Source organism: Paludisphaera rhizosphaerae, from assembly GCF_011065895.1.
GTDB lineage: Bacteria > Planctomycetota > Planctomycetia > Isosphaerales > Isosphaeraceae > Paludisphaera > Paludisphaera rhizosphaerae.
In genome coordinates, this window is the sequence record NZ_JAALCR010000001.1 from 36,290 (window position 1) to 52,769 (window position 16,480).

Annotated in this window: 21 protein-coding genes; 4 read left to right on the forward strand and 17 right to left on the reverse strand. The window is 64.0% G+C overall.

Going from position 1 to position 16,480, the window contains the following annotated elements; genetic code table 11:
* Nucleotides 1-9: 9 nt before the first annotated feature.
* The 15 genes from G5C50_RS00145 to G5C50_RS00215 all read right to left on the reverse strand — a co-directional run bounded on the left by G5C50_RS00145 (nt 10) and on the right by G5C50_RS00215 (nt 10,766).
* A complete protein-coding gene (locus G5C50_RS00145) occupies nt 10-624 on the reverse strand; it encodes a hypothetical protein (protein ID WP_165063436.1) in 615 nt (204 codons plus the stop codon).
* Nucleotides 625-641: 17 nt separating this feature from the next.
* On the reverse strand, nt 642-1,484 hold the full coding sequence (locus tag G5C50_RS00150; protein ID WP_165063438.1) for a hypothetical protein: 843 nt from the start codon (nt 1,482-1,484) through the stop codon (nt 642-644).
* Nucleotides 1,485-1,503: 19 nt separating this feature from the next.
* Nucleotides 1,504-2,496 carry a hypothetical protein gene (locus tag G5C50_RS00155; RefSeq protein ID WP_165063440.1) on the reverse strand — a complete coding sequence of 331 codons (993 nt, stop codon included), beginning with the start codon at nt 2,494-2,496 and terminating at the stop codon, nt 1,504-1,506.
* Between the two features lie 14 nt (nt 2,497-2,510).
* Complete coding sequence (locus G5C50_RS00160) at nt 2,511-3,026, reverse strand: hypothetical protein (protein ID WP_165063442.1); 516 nt, start codon at nt 3,024-3,026, stop codon at nt 2,511-2,513.
* Nucleotides 3,026-3,868 (reverse strand): hypothetical protein, encoded by an 843-nt coding sequence (locus G5C50_RS00165; RefSeq protein WP_165063444.1) that lies wholly within the window; start codon nt 3,866-3,868, stop codon nt 3,026-3,028. Before G5C50_RS00165 ends, G5C50_RS00160 begins: the two co-directional genes overlap by 1 nt.
* An 87-nt stretch (nt 3,869-3,955) precedes the next feature.
* Nucleotides 3,956-4,840, reverse strand: coding sequence for a phage major capsid protein (locus G5C50_RS00170; RefSeq protein WP_165063446.1), 885 nt, complete (start codon nt 4,838-4,840; stop codon nt 3,956-3,958).
* 25 nt (nt 4,841-4,865) lie between these two features.
* Nucleotides 4,866-5,423, reverse strand: coding sequence for a hypothetical protein (locus G5C50_RS00175; protein ID WP_165063447.1), 558 nt, complete (start codon nt 5,421-5,423; stop codon nt 4,866-4,868).
* Entirely contained in the window at nt 5,420-6,919 is a 1,500-nt protein-coding gene (locus tag G5C50_RS00180) for a hypothetical protein (RefSeq protein ID WP_165063449.1), read from the reverse strand. Before G5C50_RS00180 ends, G5C50_RS00175 begins: the two co-directional genes overlap by 4 nt.
* Nucleotides 6,920-6,964: 45 nt before the next feature.
* A complete protein-coding gene (locus G5C50_RS00185) occupies nt 6,965-8,464 on the reverse strand; it encodes a hypothetical protein (protein WP_165063451.1) in 1,500 nt (499 codons plus the stop codon).
* Nucleotides 8,461-8,757 (reverse strand): hypothetical protein, encoded by a 297-nt coding sequence (locus G5C50_RS00190; RefSeq protein ID WP_165063453.1) that lies wholly within the window; start codon nt 8,755-8,757, stop codon nt 8,461-8,463. The genes G5C50_RS00185 and G5C50_RS00190 overlap by 4 nt, the downstream gene beginning before the upstream one ends.
* A 2-nt stretch (nt 8,758-8,759) precedes the next feature.
* Nucleotides 8,760-8,933, reverse strand: coding sequence for a hypothetical protein (locus G5C50_RS00195; RefSeq protein WP_165063455.1), 174 nt, complete (start codon nt 8,931-8,933; stop codon nt 8,760-8,762).
* Between the two features lie 34 nt (nt 8,934-8,967).
* Nucleotides 8,968-9,351: a hypothetical protein gene (locus G5C50_RS00200; RefSeq protein WP_165063457.1), complete on the reverse strand. Its 384-nt coding sequence runs from the start codon at nt 9,349-9,351 to the stop codon at nt 8,968-8,970.
* On the reverse strand, nt 9,344-9,655 hold the full coding sequence (locus G5C50_RS00205; RefSeq protein WP_165063459.1) for a hypothetical protein: 312 nt from the start codon (nt 9,653-9,655) through the stop codon (nt 9,344-9,346). The genes G5C50_RS00200 and G5C50_RS00205 overlap by 8 nt, the downstream gene beginning before the upstream one ends.
* Before the next feature lie 82 nt (nt 9,656-9,737).
* Nucleotides 9,738-10,193: a hypothetical protein gene (locus G5C50_RS00210; RefSeq protein ID WP_165063461.1), complete on the reverse strand. Its 456-nt coding sequence runs from the start codon at nt 10,191-10,193 to the stop codon at nt 9,738-9,740.
* A gap of 168 nt (nt 10,194-10,361) precedes the next feature.
* Nucleotides 10,362-10,766, reverse strand: coding sequence for a hypothetical protein (locus G5C50_RS00215; RefSeq protein WP_165063463.1), 405 nt, complete (start codon nt 10,764-10,766; stop codon nt 10,362-10,364).
* 338 nt (nt 10,767-11,104) lie between these two features.
* On the opposite strand from G5C50_RS00215, the gene G5C50_RS00220 reads away from it, so the two are divergent.
* Nucleotides 11,105-12,025: a hypothetical protein gene (locus G5C50_RS00220; RefSeq protein WP_165063465.1), complete on the forward strand. Its 921-nt coding sequence runs from the start codon at nt 11,105-11,107 to the stop codon at nt 12,023-12,025.
* A 124-nt stretch (nt 12,026-12,149) separates the two neighbouring features.
* On the opposite strand, the gene G5C50_RS00225 is transcribed toward G5C50_RS00220, so the two are convergent.
* A complete protein-coding gene (locus G5C50_RS00225) occupies nt 12,150-12,935 on the reverse strand; it encodes a phage antirepressor N-terminal domain-containing protein (RefSeq protein WP_165063466.1) in 786 nt (261 codons plus the stop codon).
* A gap of 276 nt (nt 12,936-13,211) precedes the next feature.
* Nucleotides 13,212-13,808, reverse strand: a complete 597-nt coding sequence (locus G5C50_RS00230) for a hypothetical protein (RefSeq protein WP_165063468.1) — start codon at nt 13,806-13,808, stop codon at nt 13,212-13,214.
* Nucleotides 13,809-14,208: 400 nt separating this feature from the next.
* Here G5C50_RS00230 and G5C50_RS00235 point away from each other — a divergent pair, with 400 nt between their 5' ends.
* The 3 genes from G5C50_RS00235 to G5C50_RS00245 all read left to right on the forward strand — a co-directional run bounded on the left by G5C50_RS00235 (nt 14,209) and on the right by G5C50_RS00245 (nt 16,098).
* Nucleotides 14,209-14,376, forward strand: a complete 168-nt coding sequence (locus tag G5C50_RS00235; protein ID WP_165063470.1) for a hypothetical protein — start codon at nt 14,209-14,211, stop codon at nt 14,374-14,376.
* 27 nt (nt 14,377-14,403) lie between these two features.
* Nucleotides 14,404-15,654, forward strand: coding sequence for a bifunctional DNA primase/polymerase (locus tag G5C50_RS00240; protein WP_165063472.1), 1,251 nt, complete (start codon nt 14,404-14,406; stop codon nt 15,652-15,654).
* Nucleotides 15,655-15,795: 141 nt separating this feature from the next.
* Entirely contained in the window at nt 15,796-16,098 is a 303-nt protein-coding gene (locus G5C50_RS00245; protein WP_165063474.1) for a hypothetical protein, read from the forward strand.
* The last annotated feature ends 382 nt before the right edge of the window (nt 16,099-16,480 follow it).

Sequence of the window (16,480 nt, forward strand, 5' to 3'; positions counted from 1 at the left end):
GTTCGCCCCTTAGTCGACGCTTCGAATGAGATCCCGCACGAAGGCGACGGCCGCACGTTGGGCCTTCGCACGACCTTCGGGACGCACTCCCCGCAGGTCTCGCCGCGGAAGACGTCCTGCCCCGGTGAAGTGAAAATTGAGGAAACTTCGCCCATGGACGTCCACCACGTTGGCCCAGCCGGCCACGGCCGTCCAGGCACGGCGGGAAGGGTCGACGATGAACGAGGTGACCAGGTTGGTGATCACACGCGAGAAAACGCCCCGTGGTGCGAGAGGCGGCCCCGAAAGCTTTCTGTACTCGCTCGACGTGAGGTTGTTGTGCAGGCCGGCGGCCAGGGGTCCGAAACCGGCGAAGCGACCTTGCTTGGCGTTGGCCTTGGCCCCGTTCCGCTGGCGTCGGGCTTCATCCGACCGCCCCTTGATGTTCGTCGGCGTCCCCTTCGGCCGGTACGTGACCGCCAGCATGATGTTTCCCCAACGGTCTTCACCGTTCAGGATCCCCCGGCGGTTGTCGTCGGAGATGATCTTCTGGAATGAGACCATCAGGGGCGTGGCGTCGATGTTCTCGATCTTGTCCAACTTGCGTTGGAGGTTCTTGATCCCGGTCAGGTCGACGTAGGCCATCCCCTGCTCCTCTCCTCTTAGATGCCGAACTGGGCGAACACCCAGTTGACTGCACGACGCAGGCGTCCTTGAGCTGGCGGAGTCGTCGTGGCCTTCCACGTGTGCTCCAAGGCTCGACTTGAAATACCCTGCCGGACAACGGGGGCCGTGCGGGCGGCATTGCGAAGCACGGCGTCCGGGGAGGATCTCCCCTCTCGCCACCAGGCCTTCAACTCGTCGGCCGTTCTCCACCCGCTGAATCGACCTTCGGCACTCGCACGGGCGATCTCCTCCATCGACCCCGAGTGGAGATCCAGGGTCGTCGGGCGGCGGCCTCCGCGGTCGAGCGGCAGTGGGTAGTTGGCCGGGGTGGTCGGGGGGACGGGAGCAGGGGGTGGGGAGGTCTTGCCCATGCCCCACCGGCGGTCGGTCTCACGCTTCGCGGCCTTGATCGACTTGGCGGGCATACCCAGGACGTCCCAGCGAGGGCCCTTCTTCTGTGCCCAATGGGCGAGGACGACACCGAATTCGTCGTGGATGTTGGCGTCATACCGCCAATAGACCTGGACCCCATTCTTGAGACCCCTGGCGGTCAGCAGGCTTCGCACGCGAGAGATGTCGTTGCCGGGCTGGAAGAGGGGGGCGGACGGATCGCCGGGAACCCCCACGGGCAACATCTTCGACCGACGACGACGAAGCCAACGGGCGGAGGGGCGACCGAGCGGACGGCCGTCACTGGCTAGGCCCGCAGCCAGGTCGGCGTCTTTCACTTTCAAGACGACCTCACTGGCCAGGGCCCAATACCGCCGACGATCCTCGGGAGATTTCACGTCGGGCGGTGCAGGCCATCGAACGATGAAGTAGGGCTTCTTCTTCGCCATCGACCCCCCTGCTCCGATCTCAGGCGACCGTCAGGACGAGGTCGGAGCCGGCCGTCTTGTCCCAGGCGTTCTTGACGACGATGTTCTGCATGAACGGGCCGCCGTAGTCGAAGTTCCGGGTGCGGCCGGAGATCACGTTGTTGGTGTTCAAGTCCACCTTGACGCTGTGGCCAGACGTCGAGAGGGTGAACTCCGTATCCTGAGCCGTCAGGGCCTGGTACGCGGCCTCGTCGTCGGGCGTGGTTTTGTAGGCAAGGTCCACCGTGAGGGTGGTCGAGTTGCCCCGCCCCTTATATCTGAGCGACTTGACGTATTTCGACTCGAAGAACTGGGGGTTGATCGTCGAGGTCCAGGCGAAGGCGACGTTGCCGTAGTCAGCCCGGGTGGTGCCGATCTTCAAGCCGCCGACCACGAGATCCGGCCACAGGTAGGGGCCGCACGGGTAGTCGGTATCGGCCGGGAATGGGAACTCGGTCGCGTCGGGGTCGGCCACGCTGCCGGCGGCGTTGACGTCCTTGCGGATGCCCTGGAGCGAGAAGTTGTACTTCCAGATGGGGTCGCTGGACGAAGCCGCAAGGCTGCCGCTCAAGACCTTCACGCCGCTGTACCGCTTCCGGCGATAGACGCCGGCGTAGTCGTCCCACCAGCCGTGGTACAGGCTGACGCTGGCGAGGTCGCCGATCGGGAGCGAGCCAGCTCCGGCCGTGGTCGCCCAGGGGGCCGTACGTCCGCCGTTGATCGGGGTCAGGGCCCAGTTCAGCAGGACGCCAGCGAGCGTAGGGTACAGCTCGCCTTGGAGGGTGCCACTGCACGTGTACTGGGCCGTGTAAAAGCAGGAGATGCCGCTGTCGCCGTTGCCGCGGCCGATCTCGCCGATCGTCGGGTTGACGTCCATGCTGAAGGCGTTCGACTCCGACAGCTTGATCGCGAACGCGTCGGTGCCCAGCACGGGGTCTTCGACGGGGACGCCGAAGTGGTCTTCCTTGACGAGGAGCAGGTATTCAGTAGCCATATCGATTCCTTGTGTCAGGGTGAGATTCGTCGGGTGACGTCAATCTGGAGGGCGCCGTAGCTGACCAGGCCCTGCTCGGCGGTCTGCTGCTGGGTGGCGGGCTGGGAGAACGTGACGAGGCCGGTCTTGGCCCCTGCTTCCTGCAAGGACTTCCTGATCGCCTGCTGCTTCTCGATGGCATTCAAGGGGTAGAAGACCTGCTCGATCACCTCGAAGCAGTCGAGGGCGTCCAGGGCGTTGTACTGGCCGAGCGAATTGCCAGGCATCCAGAAATAAACGTCCACTTGAAGGATGCCGGACTGACTGTCGGACCCGTACCAGCTCGCGGCAGACGGGCGAGGAACCAGGTAAATGTGCGGGTTTGTGCCGGCCTGGGCGGGGTTGAACGACTGGCCGTCGGAGACGGACCACGCAGACGGCGCCGGGAAGTACGCCGACAGGTAGGGATCCGTCTGGAGCAGCTCGACGATCTTCTGATAGACCCGACTGCGGTTGCCCCTCGGGAGGGCCGGCTTCATCATGGTGGCCATCAACGACTCCTGGTGACCGTGGTGCGAAAGCTGACCGTGAGGGAGACGCGTCCGTCGCCGACGAGGTCGATCTCGGCGATGCTCGTAATGAGGGTGTCGTTCGCCTTCCGCTCGTAGTAGTCGCTGAGGTCAAGCAGCGTAGCGGCCTGTGCGGACATGTTGGCGGCCCGTCGAAAGATCTTGGCGAGGACCCAGCAGACCTGGGCCTTTCGGAGACGTCGGCCGTTCGGCGTCCACTGAAGGAGGCCGTCGTCAGCCAAGGTATCTGCAAGGAACTCGTTGGTCTCGGGCTGGGGCGAAGCCCAGGGGATCGTGAACTGGTAGGGGGAGGAGGAGCAGGGCCGGTAGTGCGAGAGGATGACGAGGTCGAGCCATTCGCGGGCGTCCGCTCGGTAGTTCGTCCAGCCGGCCAGGTCGATGTTCCCCTTCCCGAGCATGGACTCCAGGCCCGGGTACTCTTCGTCGATCTCCTGGGCGGTGATGTACGTGGGGCGGGCGACTCCCCCGGCGGGACCGGCTTCAAGCTGGACTTCGAAGTAGGCCAGATCCACGGGCGGGGTCGTGGCCAATCGGACGGCGGCCTGGTAGATTCCGGGGGCGAGTCCGTTCCAGGCGTTCGCCGGGAAATCGACCTGAACATTCCCCTCGTCGGGGTCTACCCAGGAAGTGGGCAACGTGGCCGCCACCGGGAGGTCTCCCCCCGGCCACAGCACGCAGGTCAACGGATCGTCAGACGTGTAGGTGTCGGCGTCGGATTCGTATCCACCGTAAGCGGATCTCCGCCGCAGGCCGATCGTAATCGACGAGCCGTCAACGCCCTTGTGCCGGATGACCCTGTTCAAGCCAACGCCCCTCGGTGGTGGTTATGAGATCGCCCCCCCTGCTCCTCCTTGGTTGAGAAGACGGGAGCAGGAGGGGGAGACCGTGGATCAAGAATTGACCGCGTAGATCAGCCCCAGCTTGGCCGAATTCGGGCCGAGAACATCCGCCCCGAAGGTGACAAGCTGCTTGGCCACGGTGGAAAACTGCATGGACGGCCGAACGAATTCGACGTCGCCGAGCTGGGAGGCGAAATGGAACGGAGTACCCTGACCGCCGACGAGGTAGACGTTGGCGTTCGACGACGCCTTGGTCAGGTGATTCGAGCAGTACACGGAGAACCCCGCGATAGACCCGACCAGGCCGGGCCTGGAGGCGACCTCGCCGAACTGGGCGGCGGTCACGACCGTGTTGCCGAGGTTGGAGACGTTGATGAAGTGGTCCTTGTCCTTGAGCAGGATCCCGTAGATTTCCGGGCTGACCACTAGCCAACGATTCGTAAGCGGGGCGTTCGACTTCGTCAGGGCGGTGGCGAGATCGACGATGGTTTCGTAGGGGTCCTTGGCCGACCCGCCCGTGAATGGGATGGCGGCGTTGCTGGCCCCGGTGATCTTGTTCGCAGTGGCGGCCTTGGCGTACAGGCCGAAGATGTACGTGTCGATCGCATCCGAGATGGCGACGGCACCATCGCGGGTGATCTGGGACAGGGCTTCCGGATTCGTCTGGACACGCTCGACGTCGTCGACGTTGATCGCCCAGTAGGGCTTCTGGTCCAGCGTCAGCGTGTTCGCGGTCGCGGTGGCGTCCATCAGGGTGAAGTCGCTGCCGGGGGTGTAGTTGCCGGCGGTGATCAGACCCGTCGAAAGGATCTTCGCGGTGCCCGCGTTGACGACGACAGGCGTGGTGTCGCAGAACGACAAGGCGATGTTGGTGGCATGGACGTTGGCGATGATGGCGTTCTGCCAAGCGTCCTGCTTAACGATGCTGTTGGCCATTGTTCAATCCTTGGGCGATACGCCCTTAGAGACGGTAAACCGTCTTGCTGTGCTTGGGAGTCGATTCCGGAGCAGGTCCACGGCCGGCGCCGGACACGGGCTTGGGCTTGTGACCTGTCAGGCTGAATGACCGCTCAACCGGGGCGGGCGTGGTGGACTCCTCCACCGGGGACTGGGCTTCCGCCCTGAGGTACTCGCGTGAGGCGAGCAGTGTATCGATGGTCTCGGTGAGCTTGGCCTCGTCGATCTCGTCGGCGTCGGCCTGCCAACCGGAGAGGTTGTAGGCGTCTTCAAGTGCGGTGGGCTTGATCTTCCCTTCGGCGGCCTTCGCCCAGGCGTCCTTGTGCGTCCGCGTGCGGATCTGGCCTTCCAGCTCGGCGATTCGAGCGGCGGCCTCGCCCGGGGCGGTCTTCAGCTTGTTCAGGGCGTCGTCGCGTTCGACCTCGACGTCTGCCAGGCGGGCTTCCAGTTCGGCGACCTTCGCCTTGGATTCGGCGAAACGCTTGCGATACCTCGCGGCCTCGGCGTTCGTGTTCTTGTCGGTGGGTTCCACGCTGGTCTCGGCCTTGGTTTCGTCGCTCAAGATAGGGCTCCGGACGGTGCGATTTCTGTACTGGTAAATACACCTTCCCCGGGGTCAACCACGGGGGAGGGAGCAGGGTGGTGAGGACCGGCCAGGAGGGCGTCGATCTCGGCGATCTTCCGCTGGTCCTGGCGGACCTTGATGTACCTTTGGACGGCCTCTTCGTCGGAGGAGAGGCGATACCGACGGCGGATGACGTCGATCGTCGACTGGTAGCCGGCCGCGATGGCGTTGGCGTCCTGCGTGTCCTGGTCGACGCCCGGGATCTGGACGATGTCCTCAGGCCAACTCACAGTCAGGTTTGCCCCGCCCTGCCCGGCCTTGCTCAACTCGGGACGCTTGAGCCAGGCACCACCCACGGCCAGGACGGCTTCGGCCACATCGTTCTCGCAGACCTTCAGGGTCTCTTGCCGGGCCCGCGTGTAGTCCACCAGGGGCTTCTGTTCGGCCTCGATGGCGTCCCCCGAGATGGTCGAGGTCTGGTCCATTCGATAGATGCTGAGCGGGACGCCGATGGCGGTCAGGGTGCGGTCGACGGACGAGTCGATGTGGGCCTCGGCCTGGTCGACCGACAGCTGGGCCTGGAGGTATCCGATGTTCGGCTGGCTCGACCCCTCCACGAGGAGTTCCGCCGGCATCCGCATGAACTCGCCGACCACGTCCGTGGGCTGCCACTGGGCCGTGACGCCCCCGACCCAGGCCTTGGGCAGGAGGTACTTCTTCATCCCCAGCGAGAGCTGATATCGCTTCTCATCGATCGCGGCCTCCTGGTCGGCCAGCCATTCGCCGACGCCGGGCGTGGTCAGTTCCGAGACGGGGAGCTGGTGGTGGATGAAGCCGAAGGGGAGACGGCCGTAGGGGTTGATCGTCCTGGCCACCTCCTGCGTCGATCGCCCCCCCGAGGTGACGAAACCGCCGGAGTTACGGCCGACGAACACGATGCGGAAGTCCCGCGACCACCAGGTCAGGCGGATCTTGCCGTCGGGGGTCGTGTCCCGCGTGATGACGTGGCCGATGGCCGTGCAGTCGTCCTCGTCGCCCCTGACGATCAGCTCGGAGGCGTTCCAGAGGTAGAGCCGGACGGGCTTCAAGCTGACCGCCGGAACGGCCTCGACGGCCGCGAAGCCCAAGAGGTGGGCGTAGACGTCGGCCCGGTGGAGCAGCGAGTTGATCTTGTTGTCCTGGTAGACCTCGTTCAGGAACTTGTCCGAGGCCTCATCGTCCAGGATCTGCCGCGATGGGGGCGGGCTGTAGGACAGGCTGGTCAGGATGTCCACGCACCGCTTCGTGAGGCCGGTGGACTCGATCGAGATGTGGTCGTCGTCCCCGGCGTTCCGGCTCACGAACTGGCCGCCGTCGAGGGCGTAGTAGGCCAGGGTGCGGACGTCCTCGGAGATCCTCTCCTGCTCCATCGGAAATCCGGCGAGGCACTCGCGGTAGATTGAGGATTCGTAGTCCGTCAGGGGTCGGTCGGGGGGCGACAGTTGGTCGTACATGATCGTCCTCGCATTCGGGAGCAGGGGGGGGGCGTCCTGGCGGGGTTATTTCCGGCGGGCTTCGCGGACGAATGACTGGGATAGAGCGTCGAAGGTGTCGGGCGATCGCTTCAGGATCCGCTGGAGTTCTTCTTTTTCGATGAGAGCCGAGCGGCCGTCCCCCCTGGCGACGCCCCGCAACGCCTTGAGTTCCTCGACGAGTTCCTTGTCGGGCGGGATGTAGAATGGGGCACCGTGCTCGACGCCGATGAAATACCCGCGGGCGAGGCGGCGGGCCAACGTGAAGGCACAGGCACTGCGGGCGTTCGCGAAGTGCTTGGAAAACTCCACCGCGAGGTCCCCCCCAAAGTAGGGCCACGGGTTGTGCACCCCCTCGCGTTTCAGTGCGGCGGCCATCTGAGAGCCGATGTCCCCGCCGCCGTCGTAGCTGATATGGCTGTCGGGAACGTTGTAGGTGTGCTTGAGGCGGGCGACTTCGGAGGCGGCCCCCTCGACGCCCAGCATGTCGTCGGCCTTCAGGGAGATCACGCCATACGAGTCCCTGACTACCAGGACTGAGGCTGACTTACCGACCCCTCCGCCTACGTCGCACGAGATGTAGACCTTGTTCTCGCCGGGCTTCGCACGATCGCGGTAGGCCTGGGCGGCGACCCGGCACTCCTCGCTGATCGCGTAGTCGAGATCCTCGATCGGTATCAGGATTTCCGAGGACGTTGTGGGCCATTCACTTAAAACGTGAGTCCTGAACCAGAAGCTGTTCTCACCCTCTTCGTTCCTCTTGCGGTCCAGGAACGTCTTGTCGGCGATGCCCCAGGGGCTGTGATCGAGGTGGCTGTGGGGGCTGGCCGTGGACGGGACGCGGATCGCCCGCGAGGAGGACGCAGGGGGGATGCCCTTCTTCTCTGACTCCAGGGCCGTCAGATACCGCTGGTAGTAGCCCGTGTTGATGGAGAGGGGGTTGCCGACGATCAGCGTCCTGCGAGGTCCCAATCCCCCCAAGGCGTCGAAAACAAACTGGGGGATGCCCGACCCTTCCTCCACGACCACAAAGAGGTCCGACGAGTGGAACCCCGAGCAGTTTTCCTCCTTGTTCGCGGCGATCCCAATAATGCGTGAGCCGTTGGGAAAGACGATGTTCGGCCGAGCGGAACCGCCCCTGGAGATCTTGGCCCCGAGGTTGATGCGGGGCTTGTATTCCTTGCCCTGGTACGTGTAGCCGCCCAGGATCTTGCCGATGCCGGACCAGGTATTTTCCAGGATGGTGGCCAAGGATGGGGCGAAGACCAGGACGGTGGAATGCGGACGAGTGCAAGCCCACCAACAGATCAGAGAATGAGCTAGCGTTGATTTTCCCAGATTGTTGCCCGTCACCAGCACGGTCTCGGCGTTCTCGCAGACGGCCTCCGCCCACTCCTTCTGACCTTGGACGCCGGTGGCCTTGCCGGACCAGTAGGGCATCCCGCCCAGGATGACCTCGTTGAAAAGCGAGGGGTCCCACAAGCACTCGTTCCGGATGAAGCTGGCCACTCGTTCTTCAGGCGTCATTCCTGCTCGATCCCTCGGGCCTCGATCAGACTGACCAACGCCAGGATGTTGTCCCCTGCTCCGCCTTCCGACAGCCTCTCCTTCATCGAGACCTCGCGTTCCGTGAGGGCCAACCGCTCCGCGGCCAAGAGGGCCTTGAGAGCGGACGTCTTCTCGCGGGGGCTCACCTTGGGATCCAGGGCGATCTTCTCCAGCTGCTGACGTAGCGAGATCCGCGTGTCGTTGTCGGTGATCCACCCCCCGGCGAAGGCCTGGCGGGCGAGTGCGACGTCGGACCGTGATTCGAGTTCCACGCTCACTCCCCTTTGCTTTGCAGGATCGTCCACACGATGAGTTCGTCGATCGACTTAGCCGCCACGGGGTCCGTCACAAAGGGGCCGAAGCGGTGTGGATGAAACCCGTCGAACTCGCACCGCAAGTCGGCAAGCTTCCGCAAGATTTCCAGGGTCTTCTTGTTCTTGTCGTTCATTGCCTTGCCTCGGCGGTTGGTGTACGGTCGGATCTCAGAGGGGAGCAGGGTGGGCGACCTGGGTGGAAAGGCTCTCAACTTGGGTGGTGAGTTCCTCGACCCGACGCGAGAGGAGTTCGACCTTGGCCAGGAGTTCCGCGTTGTTGCGGACCAGGACGGCGTTCTCGTCGCGGACGGCCTGGAGGTCGGAGAGCAAGATCTGCTTGTACGATTGGAAATCGGCGGCCTCCTGCTCCCGCTCGGTCGCCCGATAGTCGGTCCAAATGCTCTTGACCTTGGGCCACGCGACGACCGCGGCCGTGACGGCGGCCCCGCCCCAGGTAAGGGCGACCGTGGCGGCGTCGGGAGCCTCGAACATGGCGAAGATCACACCGCCGCCCGCCATGCCGGGCCCGCAATACTTCAAAAAGTCAAACATCCTTCGGATCCTCATGCGTGCGGCGCCGCCGCGGCTGGAACTCGGCCCGGACGTACAGCGTCGGGAAGCCGTCGATCGTGCGGATCTCGGACGTGTGGTCGCCGAGCAAGTAGTGGGAGGGGGGGTAGGCGTCCAAAAAGCCCAGGGCCGCGGATTTGCCCAGCAGTTGGGCCTCCGTAGGGGTGAGATCCTGTACGTCGAGGTCGAATCGATGGGCAAAATAGTGGGATTCGAAGGGCCCCAACGTGGGATCCGTGAGGACGTACTTCTCTCGCAGGGACTTCAGGGCACTCTCGGCGATCATCTCTTCTTCTTCCCCTTGTGGACGTCGTACAGGACGCAGATGAAATACCCCACGTCTGGACGGGGACGGGAGCAGGAGGGGGTCAGTCGTCCTCGTCCCCCTCGCACGCAAACCAGACCTCGGCGGCCTCGGCGAGGAGTTCGGCCAGCCGGGCGTCGGACAACCTGAGGAGGATGGCGGCCTGGCGATATGAGTGGCCCCCCATGACCAGCTCTATAAGCCGTCGGGCGTCGGGCGAGAGCTTGCCCAGGACGGCCCCGATAAAGTCCTCGCCCTCCAACTCCGCCCCGGGGTCGTGCTGTAGGCGGTCCTGGGTGGTCAGGGGGACGCGAGCCACGGCCTCCCACTTCTCGACCGCCTCCCGCGTCTTCGCCGACGTCGAGGCGTCCACCCGAGGGAGCCGGACGACCCGGTCCCTGGTCGCCCAATGTTCGGTGAGTTCGCGGACCGTGTTGGAGATCAACATAGTGATAAGGCGAGGGTCGGCGAGATCGACGTAGGGGTACTTCGCCCACCGGGCGAGGAGGAGGATCGCCATGTGGTCGATGTCGCCGTGGTCCGCGGTCGGCAGCCGACGGCGTACCGCCCGCCTGACCGTCGGCAGTCGATGGACCCAATGTTTTTCGAGAAGATCCCGCTCATCGTCCGTCAGGCGTTGCTCCGCCGGGGTCCGACCACGCCTGGGCCGGTCGATGACGCCGACCACTTACCGCCCCCTCCGGTGCCGCACGACTTCGTCGTCGTCGTCGTCGACGTCGTCACCCTCGTCGTCCCGGGGCTTGCCGGCCCACCGGACCCACCCGCCGTGCTCCAGCCACTTCCCGTCCTTGTCCTTCCGCTTCGGGTAGAGGGCCCCCGAGGGCTTCTTCTTCTGCCCGAACGCGATGACGCGGCCGCACTCGGGGTTCGAGCAGAACATCTCGCTGTAGGAGTGGTCCCCAACGACCCGCACTCGCGGGAAGGCGTCGGCCCCGCATCCCCGGCAGGTCCCGTGCTGGCCGAAGATCTCGTGGGCGGCGGCGTACTGCTTGAACGCGTCGGCCTGGTTGTCGGCCTCGACTTGGATCGTGACGTCCGGACTGAGCTTGAAGTTGTACTTGCTGGTCGGCATGAGCCACCCCCCTGCTCCGATATCCTCGCCGCGGCGGACCATCCGCTTTGGCCCTCGCTGGAAAGTACGCCAGCCGAGGGGGAAGACCCGGGAGGGGGACGACCAAGTCGGACACGGTCGCCGGGCGATGGGGAACGAATGCGGGAGCAGGAGATGAGGGGCACCGGGCGGGCCTCACTCTATCGAGGGGCGCCGCGATGAAATCTCTTCAGTCCCTTGACTTCCGCTCGGGGCGTCTCTATTATCTCCCTCCCTTGACAATTCGGCTGGTTTGTTCAGAAACGCTCGGGGCGTTCCCCGGGCGGAGCTACCACCGGTTGTCATCTAGGAGTACGCACTTGGTTCTCAACCCCGAAGCGTTGAAGTCGTACGAAGCGAAGGTGTTTGGTATCCGCGGAAGCATCGAGTTGGTGCTCGATCGAAGGATCGCCGGGCTCTACATCTGGGGAGACGGCGGAGTCGGCAAAAGCCACGTCGTAACGACGACGCTCCAATCGATGGGCGTTAAGTATCTACTTCACAATTCCCGTATGTCCGCTCCCGCCCTGTTCGATCATCTCGCCAACTCCCCGCACGACGTTCACGTCTTCGAGGATCTTGAAACCATGACAGAAGACAAATCCGCTTGGGATGTACTGAGATCCGCCCTCTGGAGTCAAGACGATCAGACCAGGCGTATCACCTGGAACGTCAAGGGTCGCACCGAACAAGCAGCGTTCGATGGCTCGCTCATCTTCACCGCTAATGTCCCGCTGCAAGAGAACAACAGGGTGAACGCACTGGCTTCGCGACTGATCAACTATCCGTTCCATCCGACAGAGGCAGAGATATTGGCACTAGCGGCGAATCTTGCACTCCAAGGACATGAGCATCAAGGCTCACGACTTCCTCCGGAAGCCTGCCTCGAAGTCGTCGAGTACGTTGAGAAGCGAAGCCGCGAAACCCAACGAAAATGCTCTATCCGTGCCATCGTCAACGCATGGCGGGCACGCATCTCGTACGAGAACCATAAAACCCGACTGTCATGGCAGGAATCAGCAGACCTTCTAGTGCGACAGAGCTTCACCGCGATGCCGCAAACCCGCGAGGCTCGGAAGATCGTCGAACAGAAGATCGCCGAAGACATCTATAAGAAGGGTCTTCGGGGAGCCGCAGCACACGACGAATTCGCGAAGGCGACGGGCAAGGCGAAGTCAGCTTGGTACGACCGTCTGAAGGAACTGGGCATCCGGAATCCCGGAAAACCGGAAAACAACTGACGATTCCTTCCGACTTTCCGACTTTCCGAGTTTTCAATCGGGGCCGGAATCCCATCACGGGGTTTCGGCCTCTTTTCGTTTTCGAAGACCGCCGACCGTGGACGCCACGGCCGACGGGCGGTGGTTAACTGGCGGCGATGGCCCTCAGCTTGGGCGGTTCGGCTCGATCGACGAATTCGTCCCGCAGTCCTTCAAGGATCTCCAGGGGGTAGACGCCGACGATCCCCCAGGCTTCGCTGTGGATCTTGACGGGCTCGATGCCCAACTTGCGGCATCGGTTGGCGGCGATCTGACCGAGCCCCTGATCGGCCCGCGGCTTGAGCTTGATCTTGAGCTTGTTCGCATACCCGAGGATCGAGCATCGCCCGGTCGCGTTTTCGGCGTGGTCGAGTGCCCTCTGTGCCGTGTCGCGTACTTCGTCGACTGCGTCGGCCAGGGCGTTCAGCTTGGCCCGGTCCTCGGCTTGCTGCCGGGCCAGGGCGAGGGTCTTCATCCGGGCGTCGAGCATGCCGGCGAGGAGGACGGACATCTCGTCGCCCTTATCGTACTGGGGCCCGAATCGTTCGCCCTGACGGAAGTACCGATCGAGCACCTTGACCACCTCCCGGCGGTACTTGGTGAGCTTCGGCCTGACGACCTCGGCGACCTTCATCGGCCGGATCGTGGCCAACCACATGGGGACCTCGTCGAGCGGGATCATGGCCTGCTCTCGAAAGGACCCGCGGGCGTCATCCGTAACGATCATCGTTACGGTAGCCCACTCCTCCTTCTTCAGCTTCGTCAACTGACCCTGCAAGGTCAGTCCAAGTGCGTCGCACACCGACCGCACGCCCACGTGTACCACGCCGTCCTTGTCCACCGCCGCCAGGTCGTCCCCGTGAAAGTTGACCGTCTGGAGTTCGCCAACCATCTTCCCCTCCCCCTCCTGTAGTGCCTGTTGGGGGCCCACGTCCTCGCCCCCCCTGTCCTCCTCTTTATAGGACGGAGGCGGGCGAAGACGGCCCGCGTTTTCGTCGGGCGATGGGGCCTCAAAGACGGGAGCAGGAGGGGGAGGTCCGCCGGGCGGGCATCGTGTCCGCTCGCCATGCCCCCCACCCTGCTCCAGGCTCCCCGGCGGTCGGATTGGACAGGACGTGGGCCCCCCTAATCCCCCCCAAGCCCCCTCTGATAATTAATACAAGTAGAGTTACATTCGGGGGGCGGACCGCCGAACCGGCGTCTCGACGGCCTTCTCGACCGTCCAGCCGGCCCAAAGTCGATCCTGGAGCAACTTGGGCGTGAGGCCGTAAGCACGAGCAAGGGCGGCCTGCGAGGGGTAGGTGACGCCCCCGTAGTCGGTCTCCTGGCTGTGGTGATGCCGCGGAGGATCTGACAGGGCACCCTGGAGGTCTTGCCCCCGGCCCAAGCGAGAGCGGAGCGTCTCGTACGCCACCGTGTTCCCCTCCGCCAACGCGACCAAAGGCTGCTGGCTGCCATCCCCGACGTCGATCCATCTGGTCGTCGGACGCAACCGGGCCCGCTCGGACCGCGTCATCCACTGGCACTGTCCGGGCCCGTAGTGGTCGCCGAGCAACGCAAAGATGTGATCGTCGGATGGGGCGTCTCCGATGTCGCCGAGGAAGACCGAAAGCGTCCGCCATCGCTCGCAGACGACGACGCCCCGCCCCCCGTAGTACAGGTAATCGGCGTTGGATCGCCGGTGGCACTGGTTGAGGATCCTCAGCCAGGTCACTCGCCCACGCCCCCCCAGCTGCGAGGGAGTTGCGTCGTCGACGATCTCCACGTCCAGATCCGCCCGACGTCGTCGACATGGGCACTTCGCTCGACCAGCATTAAGGTGTTGCCCGATAACATCTTGCAGCACATCACAGGCGAGACATCTGCACGTCCACGCCACCTTCGTGCCGCGATTGGCCGCACGCTCGATCACCTCAAACCCGCACAGCTGCCGCCCGGCCAAGTTCCTGAGCACGTCCCGCCTCCCCCGTCGTCCGTGTTGCGTCCCGGGGGGAAATACACCGCCCCGTCGCGGGGTATTCCTGGGATGGCGGGGCCAAGGACGTTCGCGGAATCGACGAGCGGTCTTCGAGGGCCGTGGCCTACAAGGATCTGGAGCAGGGTGGGCGATCGTCGGCGTGGGCCGGCGTAGCTTCCCAGGACGACACCCAGAGGGAGGCATCGACGTGCTGAAAGTGCTGCGGAAAGAGGGGCAGTTGGTCGCCCTGACCATGCCTGATGGTCGACGGATTCTGATTGAACTAGGCGAGATGCGGGGCAATCGGACCGCCGAGCTGCTTATTTATGCCGATCGCGAAGTTGGTATAGACAAACTGGAGAACTTGCGGAGCTAGGGTAAGCACCATAGGGAGTTAGTGATCGTGACCACCTACGAATCAGCACTCGAATACTCTCAGGCGGGGCTCCGAGTCGTGCCCTGCAAGCCGCAAAGCAAAGAGCCTCTCATCAACGACTGGCCGAAGCGGGCCACCACGTCGCCCTCGCAGCTTCGCGATTGGTTCGAGGGACACCCCGAGCGAAACATCGGCCTCCTGACCGGTGGCGGCGTCTTCGCCGTCGACGTCGACGAGGAGCAGGGTGTGAAGTCGTTGAATGGGTTCGTCCGCGGTCGTTCGTGGCCCCACACGGCCATGGCCGAGACCGGGAACGATGGCTTCCACTTCCTTTTCCGCACCAACGTCCAGGTCCCCACCCAGACGGGCTTCCGTCCCGGTCTCGACCTCCGCGGGGAGTCCGCGAAGATCGTCGTCGCCCCCAGCGTCCACCCCGACACGGGGACGGTCTACCGCTGGATCTCCCATCCCCTGGACGGGATCGCGATCGCCCCCCGATGGCTCCAGTCCTGGATCGTGAGCGAGTCGACGGCGACGTCAAACACTCCGGCTTCGGGGGGATCGCCCCTCGTGCTCAATCATAGCGGCGACGTGGAGGCGTTGGCCGCGGACGTGATCGAGCGTTTCCCGGTCGCCCAGAAGGGCACTCGGAACGCGATCATGGTCAAGGTGCTCTGTTCGCTTCTCGGTCGTGGCCAGGAAGCCGAAGTTGCAGCTGAGGTCGCCATCCGTTGGTGGCAGCACTTCTACGACAGGGGGACGATCGGAACGACCCCCAAGGAGGCCGCCCGAACGATCGAGAAGTCCATCAAGTCCATCATCAAGAGCGGTTCCCTCCAACGAGCCGTCAGCCGGGATCACTCCGCTAAGGTCGCCGAGCAATCTCTCTCTCCCCAACAATCCGCGGCACTTGGACTCTCCGACCAAGAGGCCAATACCCATTCTTTACATACAGGACTAACAACCTCCCTTCGGTCGGATCTCGATCGCTGGTTCGCCGAGGCCCTCCTGCTCCACTCCCAGTACGAGATCTCCAAGGAACCCACCCGCGAGGCCATCCCCTTCACCTCCAACCAACTCCGCGACCTCGTGGAGACACGCCATGGCCGGAAGTTGAAGGATCCCGAGATCGAACGTCTGAAGGTGAAGTTCGTCAGCCGGCCCGACAAACCCGCCAATCGATACGAACTAGCCGAGCAGACCTACACGGGGTCGTCGTACTTGCGGAAGCCCTCCGAACTCCGACTGACCGGTCTACAGGGGTTGCTCCCTCCCTGAGACCACCGACAGGAACCAGAGGAAGGATTCCTTACATACAGGACTAACAACCCAGACTCAGTGATTCCCCGAACGTCCTCGCGAGGTCACGACCTATCATCTTCCGTCGAGTGAGGATCCCGCTGGAGCAGGAGGTAATTCTTGGACGACATCATCGTACACATGGGCGACCTGCGATCGACCCGACGGCTGGGGGCCGCCTACCTGCGGACGTGCAAGGTGGCCCGTTGGAGGTCTCGGCCGTTCGGGCGATGGGAAGCGGAGGCATGGTACGTACCGGCGTCTGTGATCGCCGAGCACGGCCTACAGCCACTCGCCGAGGTCGACGCCTACCTCGCCCGCCACAAGGCCTCCCAGGGCCGCCGGAAGCCCCCCAAGGCCTGCCAGGTTGGCCATGCGGTGGACGCGAGGGCACGGCGACACCTGGCAGAGATGGCGAGATGATCCCCAGGGCAGCCCCCCCCTGCTCCCGTTCGTCGGCGTCGACCGATCGGGACCGCGGAGTGAAATCGCCGGTGCCGTCCTATAACCCCTCCAGGAACGCCCAGGAGGCCCACGGCGGCGGCGACGGCCACTCGGACGTCCGATCCTACCTGGACGCACGAGCAGGCCCAGGGAGGACGAGGGAGCAGGGTGGTGGAGGCGTCATGAAGGCCTCTTGTGATCGCCTTCGTAGGCTCATCGAACTCGCAATCCAGTCGAACGGATCTTACTCGGGCGGCGAGGATCTTAAATCGAGTCTTTTGTTGTTGACTTCGTCGGCCTAATCTTGTTACCATCTAGATCGAGTGGATGGACGGTCATCGACGACAAACAGGAGGCCCAA